This window comes from Streptomyces sp. SDT5-1 (genome assembly GCF_052245995.1).
Taxonomy (GTDB): domain Bacteria; phylum Actinomycetota; class Actinomycetes; order Streptomycetales; family Streptomycetaceae; genus Streptomyces.
The window spans coordinates 7,591,239-7,606,300 of record NZ_CM125963.1 but is presented as its reverse complement, the minus strand read 5'-3'; the positions used below and the strand labels follow the sequence as shown (position 1 = coordinate 7,606,300).

The window sequence follows — 15,062 nt, the reverse complement described above, 5'->3', positions numbered from 1 at the left end:
CCGCTTCCATCATCCCGAGGTCACCTCAACTATCACGAGTTAGGCCCGGCCTTGATGTTCCTCACCGCCCCGGGACGGCAGCCATGACCACACCCCCGACACCCTCGGCCCCGCGCCGCAGCACACCCAGCCGCCGCACACTCCTGCGCGCCGGCGGCTACGGGCTCGCCGCGGCCGGGCTCGCCTCCACCGCCGCGAGCTGGGACCGGCTGACCGCGTCCGACATACCGGGCCGCGACGGTTCCATGCTCACCGTCGCGATCCTCGGCTCCGCCATCGATCCGAAGCAGCAGAGCGTGCTGGTCGAGGACTTCCAGCGGCTGCACCCCGGCATCAAGGTCCGGCTGCTGGCCGTGCAGGCCACCGACTGGAACGACTTCTTCGCCAAGATCCTCACCCAGATCGCCGCGGGCAGCGCCCCCGACGTGGTGTACGTCGCCACCGAGGGCGTGCAGCTCTTCGCCGACCGGCTCGGCCTGGCCCTCGACGACCGGGTCCGCAGGGACGCGGGCGAGCTGCGCGAATTCTTCGCCGACGTCCACCCCTCGCTCGTCGAGTCGATGATGTACGAGGGCTCGCTGTACCAGCTGCCGGTGGAGTTCAACGCGGCGGACATGTACCTCAGCAAGAAGGTCCTCACCCGCACGGGCGCCGAGCTGCCGCCCGCCGACTGGACCCGCGACGACTTCACCGCGCTGCTGCGCGACATGAAGCGCTCGGGCGGCCGCGGCTTCACCCCGTTCTTCTGGACCAACCGCCTGTGGGGCGGCGTCGTGCCCTGGCTCTTCGCCAACGACACCAACATCCTCACCGAGTCCAAGGCGCCGGGCGGCGACTGGCTCTGGAACACCTTCTACGACCCCGCGATGCGGCGCGGACGCGGCGGCGGCTTCCGCTGGAGCACCCCGCAGGCCCTCGACGACCGTGTCGAGGAGGTCTACGAGTACCTGGCCTCGCTCGTCCGCGACGGCCTGTGCTCACGCCCCGAGGGCGGCAGCGGCACCAACCTGATCGGCGCGTTCTCCACCGGCCGCGTCGGCGCCACCCCGGCCGGCGGATTCTGGGCGGGCGGGCTGAGCGCGGCGGGTGTGCGCCGGGACGCGTACGACGCGCAGTTCTTCCCGCGCTGGCGCACCCAGCGCCACCAGTACGGCGCGGCGGGGTACGCGATCCTGCGCACCTCGAAGCGGCAGGACGAGGCGTGGGAGTTCGTGAAGTACTCGGTCCGCAAGGACGTGATGACGCGGCTGTTCCAGGCGAACCAGACCACTCCGGCCCGCCGCTCCATGGTCGACGCCGAGCGGTACGCGAAGACCGGACCCGCCCACTGGGACGTCTTCTACGACACCCTCGACCGCTTCCCCACCACCGGGCCGATCCCGGCGCCGCCGCAGGTCGCCGCCGTCGATCTCGCCCTGACCAAGCACACCGCGACCGCGCTCGGCAGCGCCCGCGGCGTCCGCCCCGCGCTGCGGGCCATGCAACGGGACCTGGAACGAGCCATGGAGCGTGACGTATGAGCACCACCCCGAGCCCGACCGCGGGCCCGTCCAGGAGCCGCGCCGCACGTGTCACCGCCTGGCTGTTCCTCGCGCCGACCGTGCTCGGTGTCCTCGTCTTCACGGTGGTCCCGATCGTCGGCTCCGTCGTCCTGTCCTTCTTCCACTGGAACGTCATCGACCGGCCCTCCTACGCCGGGGCGTCCAACTACACCGACCTCGCGACGGATCCGGCCGTCCTCACGGCCTTCCGCAACACCCTGCTGTTCATGGTGTTCGCCGTGACGCTCCAGCTCGTGGTCGCGCTCGTCCTCGCCCTCGCGCTGCAAGGGCGCATGCCGCGCTGGATCCAGCAGGCGCTGCGCTCCGCGTTCTTCTTCCCTCTGGTGCTGTCGGCGGCCTCCATCTCGGTGGTCATGAAGTACCTGTTCAACCAGGACTTCGGGGTCGTCAACTGGCTGCTCGGACACCTCGGTGCCTCGCCCGTGCCGTGGCTGACCTCCGAGAGCTGGGCCATGGCGGCGGTGGTCCTCGTCTACGTGTGGCAGCAGTTCGGCTTCTCCTTCCTGCTGTTCGTCGGCGGGCTCGCCAACATCCCGCGCGAACTGCACGAGGCCGCGGCGATGGACGGCGCGACGGGCCTGCGCAAGCACCTTCGGATCACCATTCCGCTGCTCTCCCCCACCCTCCTCGTGGCGTCCGTGGTGGGTGTCATCAACGCCCTCCAGGTCTTCGAGCAGCCGTACGTGCTCACCGACGGCGGCCCCGGCGACGCCACCCGCACCGCGGTGATGGTGCTCTACCAGACCGCCTTCGAGCAGCTGCGGTTCGGCGAGGCGTCGGCGGTGGGCGTGGTCCTCTTCGTGCTCATCCTCGCCGTCACCGCGCTGCAGTTCCGCCTCAGCCGCCGCTTCGTGCACTACCAGTGAGAGGCCTTCCCACCATGACCGCAGTGTCGTACTCCTCCACCTCCCCGTCCGCGCCGGAGCGGCTGCGCGAGCGGGCCGGTTCACTCACCGCGCGCCGCCTCGGCACGGTCGCCCGGGTCACTGGACTCGTCCTCGTCGCGCTGCTCACCATCGGGCCCGTGGTGTGGACGGTGTCCACGTCGCTGCGCGCGCCGGCCGAGTCCTTCGACCTGCCGCCGCGGCTGATCCCGGCGGACGCCACGCTCTCCGCGTACCGGCAGGTCTTCGGGCAGCTCGACGTGTGGCTGCTCGCGCTCAACTCCGCGCTGGTGACCGGGCTCATCGCCTTCGGTCAGATGATCACGGCGGGGCTCGCCGGATATGCCTTCGCGCGCCTGGACTTCCGTTTCAAGCGGACGCTGTTCGGCCTTGTGCTCGCCACCATGATGGTGCCGGTGCAGGTCACCATCGTGCCCGTGTTCCTGATCCTCAAGGGGATGGGGCTCACGGACACCCTTCTCGCCCTGATCGTGCCCGCCGTGCCGACGGCGTTCGGGACGTTCCTGATGCGGCAGTACTTCATGACGATGCCGAAGGAGCTGGGCGAGGCCGCGATGATCGACGGCGCCGGTCCGTGGCGGATCTTCCGCTCGGTGTACGCGCCGCTCGCGACGCCGGGCCTCGCCATCGTCGGCGTACTGGCCTTCAACTACCACTGGAACGAGTTCTTCCGTCCGCTGATCCTGGAGACGAGCAACCAGAACTTCACGATGCCGCTGGGTCTCGTCTCGCTCCAGGGGAACCTCGGCACGGGGTCCATCTCCGTGGTGCTCGCCGGGGTCGTCCTGTCGATGATTCCGGCGGTGGTGGTGTTCGTCGTCGGCCAGCGTCCTCTGCGCGAGGGCATCACGTCGTCGGGGCTCAAGGGATAGCTCGGAGGACACGTCGGGCGGGGCCGCCCTCCACCCGCATGGCCCGCCCATAGGTGCCGTCCCGGCCTCCGCCCCCGATCCTCGGAACAGCAGGTATCGGCCGGACATCAGGGGACGTCGTCGTGGAGCATCCGGGAACGTTGATCCTCATCATGGCCGCGGCGGTGCTTGCTCCGCTGTTGGCCCATGGTGTCGGGCGCCGGGCCAAGGTTCCCGTGGTCATCTTCGAGATCGTGCTGGGCATCGTCATCGGCCCGGACGTCCTCGGCTGGGCGCACTCCGAGGAGCTCACCGACGTCCTCGCCGACCTCGGCCTCTCCCTGCTGATCTTTCTCGCGGGGTACGAGATCCAGTTCGACGCCATCCGCGGTGACACCCTGCGCCGCGCGGTGTGGGCGTGGGTGATCTCGCTGGTGGTGGGACTCGCGGGGGCGCTGGCGCTCACGGGTCTGGACTTCGCCCGGAGCGCGGTCATCGGCACCGCGCTCACCAGCACGGCTCTGGGCACGGTGGTGCCGCTGCTGCGGGACAGCGGGGACCTGCACGGCCGGTTCGGCACCGTCGCCCTCGCGTTCGGCGCGGTCGGCGAGTTCGGGCCCATCATCGCCATGTCCGTGCTGCTCAGCGGGCGCGATCCCGGTGTGTCGACGGTCATCCTCGCGGTGTTCGCCGCGATCACCGCGGGGGCGGTGATGTGGGCGCTGCGGCCGCGGCCGCCCTGGTTCACCCGGGTCATCCAGACCACGCTGCACACCAGCGGCCAGTTCGCGATCCGCTTCGTCATGCTGCTGCTCGTGTCGATGCTCGCGCTGTCCGAGGCGTTCGGCCTCGACGTGCTGCTGGGCGCGTTCGCCGCAGGGCTGCTGACCCGGCTCGTGCTCCAGGGCACGGACCCGAGGGTCGGCAAGGACGTCCTGGGGAAGATCGAGGCCCTTGGCTTCGGCTTCCTCGTTCCGCTGTTCTTCATCGTGACCGGCATCCAGTTCGACCTCTCGTCGCTCCTGGACGGCGGCCGCCCGCTGCTCCTGCTCCCGGTCTTCCTGGTGCTGTTCCTCGTCGTACGGGGCCTGCCGGTGTACGCGCTCGCCCCGCGCGACCTCTCCCCGCTCGGCCGCCGGGCCCTCACGCTGCACTGCGCGACCTGTCTGCCGCTGGTCGTCGCCATCACCACGATCGGCCTGGACGAGGGGCTGCTCGGCAGGAGCGAGGCCGCCGCCATGGTGGGTGCGGCCATGGTGTCCGTCCTCGTCTTCCCGTTGCTCGGCCTGAAGTTGCGGGGCCGGGAGCGTACGGGCGGGACGGCGTCGGTGGGGAGCGACGCCGCGGGGGCCGAGACGTGGTGATGCGCGCGCGGCGGGACCGTGCGGGTCTCCGGACGATCTGGTGCGGCGGGGCCCTGATGTGGTTACCTGGCCGCATGACCGTGCTCGTGACCCGCCGCCACGTCGACTACGCGCGTGTCACCACCACGGGGTGTCGCACCGCGAGCTGACGCCTCGCCGCGGTCGCCGACCAGCCTTTTCCGTCGCTGAGCGGCCTTGTCTCCCGCCGTTCTTCTTCTGGTTCTCCTCACCGCGTCGCGCCGGCCGTGGTCCCTTGTTCGGGGCACGTCGCGCGGCCGGCACCTCCTTCCCCGAAAGGCAGCACGCACCATGTCGCCTCGCACCGCGACCACCGCCGTCGCCGTCCACTCCCTGCTCGCCGAGCGCTGGAGCCCGCGCTCGTTCGACGCCGCGCACACCCTCGCCGACGACGAGCTGACCTCCCTGCTGGAGGCGGCCCGCTGGGCGCCCTCCGCCCGCAACACGCAGCCGTGGCGGTTCCTGCTCGGGCGGCGGGGTGACACCGCGTACCAGCGGATCCTCGACACCCTCGTGCCGGGCAATCAGGTGTGGGCGGCGAACAGTTCCCTGCTGGTGGCCGCCGTCGCGGCGGACCGCCTGGAGGACGGCGCGCCGAACCCCGGCGCCGCCTACGACACCGGACTGGCCGTCGCCCAACTCGCCCTGCAGGCCCACGCCTTGGGCCTCCACGCCCACCAGATGGGCGGCTTCGACGCCGAGCGGCTGCGTGCCTCGCTCGGTGTGCCGGACGGCTACCGGCCGCTGTCCGTCACCGCGATCGGGGCGCTCGCCGCGCCGGACCTCCTGCCGGACAAGCTGCGCGAGCGGGAGACGGCGGCACGCGAACGGCGCCCGCTGGAGGAGACCTTCTTCGCGGAGGGCTGGGGGACGCCGCTTCCGGTCGGCCCTTGAGCCCTCATCCTTGTCCTGGCCCTCACTTGGAACCCGTGAGCGCCACCACCGCCTCGTCCGTGTGGACCAGGAAGGTCAGGGTCTGGCGGAAGTACAGGTCGATGCCGTGGGCGTCGTGGGCGGTGTAGCCGATCGCCAGGTCCTCGCCGAGACGCCGACCGTGCGCCGCAGTCCGGCGAGGTCGGACAGCAGGTCCCGGACCGTGGACTCGCCGCCGTGGTCGACGGTGCACACGAGGAACAGGGCCGCCTCGGCCGGTGGGGCGATCACAGACTGCGGCTGAGGCGGCGGCTGCGGGTCGGCCACGTGGCCTTCCTCCTCGGTGGTGCGGGGGGGCAGGTGAGGTGTGATCGACAGTAGGCGCGTTTCGGCGCGCGAAAGACGCGGCACCGCCGGTTCTGTTCTCCGCGACAAACACCTTTGTCGCGGAGAACATTCGGTCTGCCGGTTCAGCCGGTGAAGATGCCCGCGACGAGATTGATGACGGTGGCGAGAAGGCTCGTTCCGAAGAGATACGAGAGGAGACAGTGCCTCAGGACGACCGATCGGATGCTCGAACTCGTGACATTGGTGTCGGATACCTGATACGTCATGCCGAGGTTGTAGCTGAAATAGAAGAAGTCCCGATATGCGGGCGGCTCCTGGGAGTTGAAGTCGATTCCGCCCACGTTTCCCTCGTAGTAGAGATAGGCGTAACGCGCCGCGTACATCAGGTGCAGCGCCGCCCACGCCAGGAAGACGCCGGCCAGCGCGACGGCCGCCCCGGCGTTCCGTTCCCCCGATCCGCCGATGAGGAGCAGGACGACGATGGCCACCAGGGCGCACAGCGCGGTGCCGACCACCGCGAACTCCTCGGTGACGGGCGAGAAGTCCTCACGTCGTGCCTCGCTGCGCGTGGCGTCGGCGTCCATCGGCCACAGCACGGCCCACCCGGAGACGACGAAGGCCAGTTCGGTGGCGGCGATGCCGCTGAGCACGCCCAGCGGGAAACCGGTCGGGACGCCCACGGCCACGGCGGCCACCAGCCCCACGGCCACGGAGACGGCCAGGCGGGGCACAGCGGACGTCGGCAGCCAGGCGCTCATGGCTCGCACACTAGACGCACCGGCGGCACCCCGCCCCTGCTCGTCGCCCCGACACGGCCGGGTGGCCGACTTGACGCCCACGACGCGCCGCGGCTACTCCTGAGGCCCTCGCACGACCGCCCCACACCACATCGCACCGCACCGCACCGCACCGCACCGCACCGCACCGCACCCACAAGGGGAACCCCGCCCATGGCTGAGCACATCACCGACCCTCACGGCCGGGCGCCCGACCCCCTGCTGGGTGAGCTGGTGACGTGGGCGGAGCAGCATCTGCCCGCGCTGATCGACGACGTGTGCGCGGCGACCCGCGACCGCATCGACCTGTATCGCGACGAAAGCATCGTCCCGGCGGCGGAGTTGCGGGCCTCTGTCGCGGTCAACCTGTAATTCATCCTCGACGGTCTCGCCGGAGCCGCGTCTGCGAAGGACCTGTCGGCACCCTCCGAGACCGGCCGGCGCCGCGCGCACCAGCGGGCGCCGCTGCCGGAGGTGCTGCGCTGCTACCGGATCGCCTGCGCCATGCTGTGGGACCTGTTCGTGGAGCACGCGCGGCACGTCGCGCGCCCGGACTTCCTGGACGCGCTGCTTTCGGCGTCGAGCACCTTGTGGCGGCTCTCCGACGAGCACGCGCTGGCGCTCACGGAGGCGTACCGGTCGGCGACGGCCGAGCTGCTCGTCGCCCAGCAGCGGCGGCGTTCGGCGCTCATGGAGGCGCTGTTCACCGGCCAGTTGGTGCCCGAGTCGGGTTCGTGGGAGGTCGGCAGGCTGCTCGGGCTTCCGCTGGACACGAAGCTGATGGTGGCCGCCGCCGAGACGGCGGGCCTCGCCGAGGAGAGCCTGGTCGGCGTGGAGCGCATGCTGGCCGCGCGCGGCATCGTGTCTGCGTGGCATCTGACGCCCGCCCTCCAGGCGGGGGTGATCGCGCTGCGCGACGAGCAGCGCGACGACGTGCTGGGCGTGCTGCGCGCTGCCGCCGCGTCCCGTACCGGGGTGAGTCCCCCGTACGAGTCGCTGGCCGACACCCCGCGCATGCTCCACCTCGCACGGGCGGCGCTCGCGGACCTTCCCGTGGGCAGGCCCGACGTACGGGAGTTCAGCACCAGCCCACTGGCCGCGCTCATCGCCTACGACCCCGACGAGGGGCGGCGCCTGGCGAAAGAGGTGCTCGGGCCGATCCTCGCCCTGCCCGCGGAGGACCGCGTCGCGCTCCTCCAGACGCTGCAGGCGTACGTCGATCACGCCGGCTCGGCCGAGAGCGCGGGCCGGGCGCTGCACTGTCACCCGAACACCATCCGGTACCGGCTCAACCGGGTGCGGGAGCTGACCGGGCGCTCGCTCAGCGATCCGCGGTCGCTGGCGGAGCTGGTGACGGCGACGGACGCGGTCCGTCTCGGCGCCGAAGGCTGAGCGGGCGAAGGGCGGGTCAGCCCAGGCGGCGCAGGAGGCGGTGGGCGCGCTGTTCGGCCGCGGCGAGTTCGGCGGGGTCGAGTTCGGCGGGCCACAGCTCGCCGGCCGCCGCGTCGTCGGCCTCGCGCAGTTCGACGACGGCCTCGGCCAGGCGTGCCCGCAGCTCGGGCAGCGCGGCGGAGCCCGGTTCCGCGAGGGCACGCTCGGCGAGCCCGGCCGCGGCATCGCAGGCCGCGAGGGCGCGCTGCACCCGTTCCGCTGCGCGCCCGTGGATGAGGACGAGGGCGCACAGCAGGGCCACGACGATGCCGACCACGCTGCCGAGGACGCGGTCCTGCACCAGGTCCTCCGCGGGTGTCGGGGTGGCGAGGTCGCTCATCAGCAGGGCCAGGGGCGTCAGGAACACCACTCCGATGCCGTAGTTGTGGGCCACCCCGTACTCCAGCAGGAACTCCAGGAGCACGATCACGAGGACGAGCGTCACGGGCCCCGGGTGCAGCGCGAGCACGACGAGGGCGAGAGCGAGTCCGGCCGCGGTGCCGAGGGTGCGCTGGACGGCGCGCTGCGCGGCGGTGCGCACGTTGATCGAGTGGAGGACGGCGGCCGCGGAGATCGCCGCCCAGTAGCCGTGGCCGAGGCCGAGCAGCAGGGCGACGCCGCCGGCCAGGCCGGTGCCGGCCGTCATGCGCAGGGCGGGCACCAGGAGGACGGCGCGGCGGGAGGCGCGGCCCGTGGCGTCGGCGCGGCGGCCGACTCAGGACGGAGGCGCGCCGTTCCAGGCCCTGGTCCGGGTCGGTGGCTGTGACCTGCCGTGGGCCCGGTGCGCCTGGTGCTTCGGGTGTGATCGGTGCGCCGGGCGTGCCGGGTGCGCCCGGTGTGCCCGCGCCGTCCGCCCCTGCCGCCGCTTCCGCGAGCGCCGCCAGCTCGGGCACCAGCTCCGGCTGCCCCCTGCGCCTCCCGAGCAGCAGGACCGCCTGCCCGCGCAGGTGCACGGAAAGACCGGCCGGCAGGTCGGGCGGCAGGCTCGCGGACCGGATCAGGACGGTCCAGGACACGGCGGCCAGGAGGACGCAGGGCCCGCCCGCACGCCCCCGCTCGGCGACGGTCGCGGGCGGCAGGCCGAGGGCCCGGTGTGCTTCGAGGACGGCGGCGGTCGCCTGGTGGCGCGCGAGCCGGTCCGCGCCTCCAGGTGCGGTGGCGGCGTCGAGCAGCCCGGCGAGCTCACGCAGCGCGACGGCCACGGCGAGGCGCTGCGGCCGCTCCGGATGCACGAGGCGGCCCGCCATCGCCAGAGCCCAGGCCACGGCGGCGCCCAGCGCGGCCAGCGCGGTGCGAGCGGCCACGTCGGAGGGTTCCGGAGCCCCGTAGGCGGACACCGCGAACGAGAACAGCAGCAGGACCGCGCCGAGCCCCCGCAGGCGTGTCGCGTCGCAGCCGAGCTTCGCCGCGCCCGCCACCAGCGCCATGGCGGCGACCACCACGGCGGCGCCCGCCCCGCCGTCCTGCGGGCGGGCCCAGAGGCCGAGCGCGGAGCCCGCGCCCACGCAGGCCGTCATGGCGAGTCCGACGAGGGCGAGCGCCCTGGCCCTGCGGGCGTAGGGAAAGTTGCGGCCGAACGTGGTGGTGAACGCGCCGAGCATCGCGTAGACGGAGGCCTCGGCCTGTCCCGCGAGCGCCATCGGGACGGCGACCAGGGCCATGGCGAGGGCGGCGCGCAGCCCGAAGGAGAGGGTGCCGTCGACGCTGTGCAGCGCCAGGGCGCCGCGTGGGGAGAGCGCCCGCCGCACCCGATCGGCCACGCGCGGCAGGTGTCTCACTCAACTGTCCAAACGGCCCGGGAATCTTGTTCTCACCGTCCGGGAAATCGCCGAACAAGTCAAACAAACAATCAATTTCAATTGCCCCGCCGCACCGGAATCAATGGGTGTTTGTGCGCCGGGACAAAGGAGATTGTGACCGCCGCCAGAATCATCGACACGCGTCCGACGGGTGCATCCGTTCTGCGAAGATCAGCTTGCGGGGGGTCAAGGGCAGAGGTTGGCTTGGACAAACCCATTGCGCACCTGGAGTCACCATGTCGATGTCGCCGTTCGGGTTCGGTTCCTCGGATCCCTTCAGTGAGATGTTCAATCGGTTCTTCGGTACGTCCCCCGCGAGCTCTCCCCCGGCGGTGCAGCGGGTGCCGATCGGGCGGCTGCTCACCGAGTCGTCCCAGGAACTGCTCAACCTGGCCGCGCAGAAAGCCCATGAGGACGGCACCTCCGATCTGGACACGGAACATCTGCTGTGGGCGACGACCAAGGTGCAGCCGTCCCGCCGGGTGCTCGAGCAGGCCGGTGTGGACCCCGACCGGCTCGCCGAGGAGATCGCCAAGGTGCTGCCGCAGGAGGCGGGGCAGCCGTCGGCCGAGCCGGGTCTGACCCCGGCCGCCAAGCGTTCCCTCGCCGCCGCGCACGCCCAGTCGCAGGCGGCGGGTGTCTCCTACATCGGCCCGGAGCACATCCTGGCCGCGCTGATCTCCGACCCCGGCACGGGCGCGGCGCGCCTGCTGAGCGCGGCGGGGCTCGACATGAACAAGCTGGCGGACACCACCGAGCAGGCGGCGCGGGCGGACGGCGGCGGCAGCGGCTCGTCCGGGTCCGCCACGACGCTCGACGAGTTCGGCCGCGACCTCACCGAGGAGGCCAAGGCGGGCAAGCTCGACCCGGTGGTGGGCCGCGCCGAGGAGATCGAGCAGACGGTGGAGATCCTCTCCCGCCGCTCGAAGAACAACCCGGTGCTGATCGGCGAGCCGGGCGTCGGCAAGACGGCGATCGTCGAGGGGCTCGCGCAGCGCATCGTCGCGGGCGAGGTGCCCGACACCCTGAAGGACAAGCGGGTCGTCGCCCTCGACCTGTCCGGGATGGTGGCGGGGGCGCAGTACCGCGGCCAGTTCGAGGAACGCCTGAAGAAGGTCATCGAGGACGTCCAGAACGCGGGCGGCGACATCATCCTGTTCATCGACGAGCTGCACACCGTCGTGGGCGCGGGCGCGACGGGCGAGGGCTCGATGGACGCGGGCAACATGCTCAAACCGGCCCTCGCCCGCGGCGAGTTGCACGTCGTGGGTGCCACCACCATCGACGAGTACCGCAAGCACATCGAGAAGGACGCGGCGCTCGAGCGCCGCTTCCAGCCGGTGCTGATCCCGGAGCCGACGGTCGAGGAGACCGTGCAGATCCTGGAGGGGCTGCGGGACGCCTACGAGGCGCACCACCAAGTCCGGTTCGCCGACGGCGCGTTGACGGCGGCGGCCGAGCTGTCGGACCGTTACATCAGCGACCGGTTCCTGCCCGACAAGGCCATCGACCTCATGGACCAGGCAGGCGCGCGGGTGCGGCTGCGTTCGGCGAGCCGCTCCACGGAGGTCGTCGAGCGCGAGGACCGGATCGCGAAGCTGACGCGCGAGAAGGACCAGGCGGTCTCGTCGGAGGACTTCGAGAAGGCGTCGGAGCTGAAGAAGCGGATCGCCGAGGTGGAGGGCGAGCTCGCCGGGATCGAGGAGCGCCGCGAGGGTGTCGTGGAGGTGACCGCCGCGGACATCGCCGAGATCGTCTCGCGCCGCACCGGCATCCCCGTCGCCCAGCTGACGGCGGGCGAGAAGGAACGGCTGCTGCGCCTCGAGGACGAGATGCACGACCGGATCGTGGGCCAGGACGAGGCGGTCACCGCGGTGTCCCAGGCGGTGCGCCGCAACCGCGCCGGCATGGGCGACCCGAACCGGCCCGTCGGCTCCTTCCTCTTCCTCGGCCCGACCGGCGTCGGCAAGACCGAACTCGCCAAGACCCTGGCCGAGTTGCTGTTCGGCGACGAGAACCGCATGGTCCGCTTCGACATGAGCGAGTTCCAGGAGAAGCACACCGTCGCCCGCCTGGTCGGGGCGCCTCCCGGTTACGTCGGCTACGACGAGGCCGGTCAGCTCACCGAGAAGGTGCGCCGCCAGCCGTACAGCGTCGTGCTGTTCGACGAGGTCGAGAAGGCGCACCCGGACGTCTTCAACACGCTGCTCCAGATCCTCGACGACGGGCGGCTCACGGACTCCCAGGGCCGCACGGTCGACTTCCGGCACTGCGTGATCATCATGACGTCGAACATCGGCGCGCACCGCATCCTCGCCCACCAGGGCGACGCCGCGGAGCTCAAGGACGAGCTGATGGAGGAGCTGCGGGGCCGGTTCCTGCCGGAGTTCCTCAACCGCATCGACGACATCATCGTGTTCCACAGCCTCACCGAGGAGGACCTCGGCGAGATCGTCGACCACCTGCTGGCGCAGAGCGAGCACCGGGTGCACGCGCAGGGGCTGAAGCTGGAGGTCACCGAGGCCGCCAAGAAGCTGCTCATCGCGCACGGCCACCAGCCGGAGTTCGGCGCGCGGCCGCTGCGCCGCACGATCCAGACCGAGCTCGACAACCGCATCGCGTCGCTGCTGCTGGGCGGCGAGGCCGAGCCGGGCGACACGATCGTCGCCGACGTGCAGAACGACACCCTGCACTGCACGATCCGCGCCACCACCGACGCGAACGACAGCGACTCCGGCCCCGACACCGGCTCCGGTCCCGACTCCGACAAGGAACAGACCACGTGAGTACCACCGAGGACGACAAGCCCGCGACGGAGTCGCAGGTGGGTCCCACGCCCGAGGGGCAGCCGGACTTCCACCCCTACCACCACCCGGCCGCGGGCTGGGGCGCCGCCAAGAGCGTCACCCGGTTCCTGGTCCGCGAGCGGGAGCTGGTCGACGGTCCGCGCGCCATCCTCAAGATGAACCACGAGAACGGCGGCTTCGACTGTCCCGGCTGTGCCTGGCCCGACGACCGCAAGGGCCTGCACCTGGACATCTGCGAGAACGGCATCAAGCACGTCACGTGGGAGATGACGCGCAAGCGGGTGGGCCGGGAGTTCTTCGCCGCGCACTCGGTGAGCGAGCTGTCGGAGTGGAGCGACTTCGCGCTCGAGGACCAGGGCCGGCTGACCGAGCCCATGACCTACGACCCGGAGAGCGACCACTACGTCCCCATCAGCTGGAAGGACGCCTTCGAGCTCGTCGGCCGGACGCTGCAGGGGCTCGACAATCCGAACCAGGCCTCGTTCTACACGTCGGGGCGGCTCGGCAACGAGGCCACGTTCCTCTACCAGCTGTGGGCGCGGGAGTTCGGCACGAACAACCTGCCCGACTGCTCCAACATGTGCCACGAGGCCAGCGGCCGTGCCCTGCAGGCCTCGCTCGGCACCGGCAAGGGCACGTGCGACCTCGCGGACTGGGAGAGCACGGACGCCCTGTTCATCATGGGGGTCAACGCGGCGTCCAACGCGCCGCGGATGCTGACCGCGCTCGCCGAGGCGTACCAGCGCGGCGCGCAGGTCGTGCACGTCAACCCGCTCGTCGAGGCGGCGGCGACGCGCACGATCATCCCGCACGACTTCAAGGACATGGCGCTCAACAAGGCGACGCGCACCAGCACCCTGAACCTCCAGGTGCGCATCGGCGGCGACATGGCGTTCCTGCGCGGCATCGCCAAGGCCGTCCTGGAGCAGTCGGCGTCCGACCCGAAGGCCCTGGACCGGGAGTTCATCGACCGCTACACCGAGGGCTTCGAGGCGTACCGGGAGCTGTGCGAGTCGACGCCCTGGGAGGAGATCGAGCGCCAGTCGGGCCTGAGCCGGAAGGACATCCTCAAGGCGGCCCGGGTGTACCGGGACGCGGACCGCAGCATCATCAGCTGGTGTCTCGGCGTCACCCAGCACGAGCACGGCGTCGACACGGTCCGCGAGATCGTCAACGTCCTTCTGCTGCGCGGCAATCTGGGCCGCGAGGGCGCGGGCCCCTCCCCCGTGCGCGGCCACAGCAACGTGCAGGGCAACAGGACCTGCGGCATCGACCACCGCCCCAGTGACACCTTCCTCGACCGGCTCGCGGAGGCCTGCGAGATCGACCCGCCGCGCGAGCACGGGCTCGACACGGTCGGCACGATCGAGGCGATGCGGCGCGGCGACGTGAAGGTGTTCGTCGGCATGGGCGGCAATTTCGCGCTCGCGGCCCCCGACACCCCTTACACGTACGAGGCGTTGCGCACCTGCGAGTTGACGGTGCAGGTGAGCACGAAGCTCAACCGGAGCCACCTCGTGCACGGGCGGCGGGCGCTGATCCTGCCGTGCCTGGGCCGCACCGAGAAGGACGAGCAGCGCGGCGGGCTGCAGTCCACGTCCGTCGAGGACTCGATGAGCATGGTGCACCTGTCGGTCGGCATGAAGCGCCCGGCGTCCAAGCACCTGCTGTCCGAGCCGGCCATCATCGCCGGGATGGCGCGCGCCACGCTGCCCGAGAGCGACACTCCCTGGGAGTGGTACGTCGAGGACTACGACCGGATCCGTGACTCGATGGCGCAGGTCATCGACGGTTTCGAGGACTGCAATCGGCGGGTGCGGCTGCCGCTGGGCTTCCGCATCAAGCAGCCCGCCCGCGAGCTGGTCTTCCTCACCGACTCGGGCCGCGCCGAGTTCTCCGCCGCCCCGCTGCCCGACGTGATCCCCGAGCCGGGCACCCTGGCCCTGGGCACGATGCGCTCCCACGACCAGTGGAACACCACCATCTACTCGGACAACGACCGCTACCGGGGCATCAAGAACCTGCGCACGCTGGTCTTCCTCAACCAGGACGACATGCGTGAGCGCGGCATCGCCGAGTTCGACCCGGTCGACATCACGAGCACGGCCCGCGACGGCAGCCACCGCAGCCTTCAGGGCTATCTGGCGGTCCCGTACGACATCCCGCGCGGCTGCGCGGCCGGTTACATGCCGGAGATGAACGTGCTGTGCGCCATCGGCGACCACAGCACGCAGAGCGACCAGCCGATCATGAAGCACGTGAAGGTGACCGTCACGCCTTCGGCCTGAACGGCGACCACCCATCGGACGAGCGCACGAGCGAGGCGAC

General features: G+C 71.3%; 11 protein-coding genes and 1 pseudogene. 9 read left to right on the top strand and 3 right to left on the bottom strand.

What is annotated here, in order from left to right; translation table 11 throughout:
* The first annotated feature begins 83 nt into the window (after nt 1-83).
* The 5 genes from ACTWJ8_RS34990 (at nt 84) to ACTWJ8_RS34970 (ending at nt 5,594) form a co-directional block, all read left to right on the top strand.
* Nucleotides 84-1,520 carry an extracellular solute-binding protein gene (locus ACTWJ8_RS34990; RefSeq protein WP_443261527.1) on the top strand — a complete coding sequence of 479 codons (1,437 nt, stop codon included), beginning with the start codon at nt 84-86 and terminating at the stop codon, nt 1,518-1,520.
* On the top strand, nt 1,517-2,428 hold the full coding sequence (locus ACTWJ8_RS34985; RefSeq protein WP_443261526.1) for a carbohydrate ABC transporter permease: 912 nt from the start codon (nt 1,517-1,519) through the stop codon (nt 2,426-2,428). The genes ACTWJ8_RS34990 and ACTWJ8_RS34985 overlap by 4 nt, the downstream gene beginning before the upstream one ends.
* Before the next feature lie 14 nt (nt 2,429-2,442).
* Nucleotides 2,443-3,339 (top strand): carbohydrate ABC transporter permease, encoded by an 897-nt coding sequence (locus ACTWJ8_RS34980; protein WP_443261525.1) that lies wholly within the window; start codon nt 2,443-2,445, stop codon nt 3,337-3,339.
* Nucleotides 3,340-3,461: 122 nt separating this feature from the next.
* Nucleotides 3,462-4,682, top strand: coding sequence for a cation:proton antiporter (locus ACTWJ8_RS34975; RefSeq protein WP_443261524.1), 1,221 nt, complete (start codon nt 3,462-3,464; stop codon nt 4,680-4,682).
* 309 nt (nt 4,683-4,991) lie between these two features.
* Nucleotides 4,992-5,594 carry a nitroreductase family protein gene (locus ACTWJ8_RS34970; RefSeq protein WP_443261523.1) on the top strand — a complete coding sequence of 201 codons (603 nt, stop codon included), beginning with the start codon at nt 4,992-4,994 and terminating at the stop codon, nt 5,592-5,594.
* 22 nt (nt 5,595-5,616) lie between these two features.
* On the opposite strand, the pseudogene ACTWJ8_RS34965 reads toward ACTWJ8_RS34970, so the two are convergent.
* Nucleotides 5,617-5,748 (bottom strand): annotated as a pseudogene (locus ACTWJ8_RS34965) (family 1 encapsulin nanocompartment shell protein); the annotation flags it as partial.
* 295 nt (nt 5,749-6,043) lie between these two features.
* Nucleotides 6,044-6,679, bottom strand: coding sequence for a DUF1345 domain-containing protein (locus ACTWJ8_RS34960; protein WP_443261522.1), 636 nt, complete (start codon nt 6,677-6,679; stop codon nt 6,044-6,046).
* Between the two features lie 192 nt (nt 6,680-6,871).
* Here ACTWJ8_RS34960 and ACTWJ8_RS34955 point away from each other — a divergent pair, with 192 nt between their 5' ends.
* Nucleotides 6,872-7,069 carry a hypothetical protein gene (locus ACTWJ8_RS34955; protein ID WP_443261521.1) on the top strand — a complete coding sequence of 66 codons (198 nt, stop codon included), beginning with the start codon at nt 6,872-6,874 and terminating at the stop codon, nt 7,067-7,069.
* Between the two features lie 102 nt (nt 7,070-7,171).
* A complete protein-coding gene (locus tag ACTWJ8_RS34950) occupies nt 7,172-8,089 on the top strand; it encodes a PucR family transcriptional regulator (protein ID WP_443261520.1) in 918 nt (305 codons plus the stop codon).
* A 16-nt stretch (nt 8,090-8,105) separates the two neighbouring features.
* On the opposite strand, the gene ACTWJ8_RS34945 is transcribed toward ACTWJ8_RS34950, so the two are convergent.
* Nucleotides 8,106-8,774: an FUSC family protein gene (locus tag ACTWJ8_RS34945; protein ID WP_443261519.1), complete on the bottom strand. Its 669-nt coding sequence runs from the start codon at nt 8,772-8,774 to the stop codon at nt 8,106-8,108.
* Nucleotides 8,775-10,163: 1,389 nt separating this feature from the next.
* Here ACTWJ8_RS34945 and ACTWJ8_RS34940 point away from each other — a divergent pair.
* Both ACTWJ8_RS34940 and ACTWJ8_RS34935 read left to right on the top strand, forming a co-directional pair.
* The gene (locus ACTWJ8_RS34940; RefSeq protein ID WP_443261518.1) at nt 10,164-12,713 is read left to right on the top strand and encodes an ATP-dependent Clp protease ATP-binding subunit; all 2,550 of its coding nucleotides are present in this window, start codon (nt 10,164-10,166) and stop codon (nt 12,711-12,713) included.
* A complete protein-coding gene (locus tag ACTWJ8_RS34935; protein WP_443261517.1) occupies nt 12,710-15,022 on the top strand; it encodes an FdhF/YdeP family oxidoreductase in 2,313 nt (770 codons plus the stop codon). Before ACTWJ8_RS34940 ends, ACTWJ8_RS34935 begins: the two co-directional genes overlap by 4 nt.
* Nucleotides 15,023-15,062 lie beyond the last annotated feature (40 nt).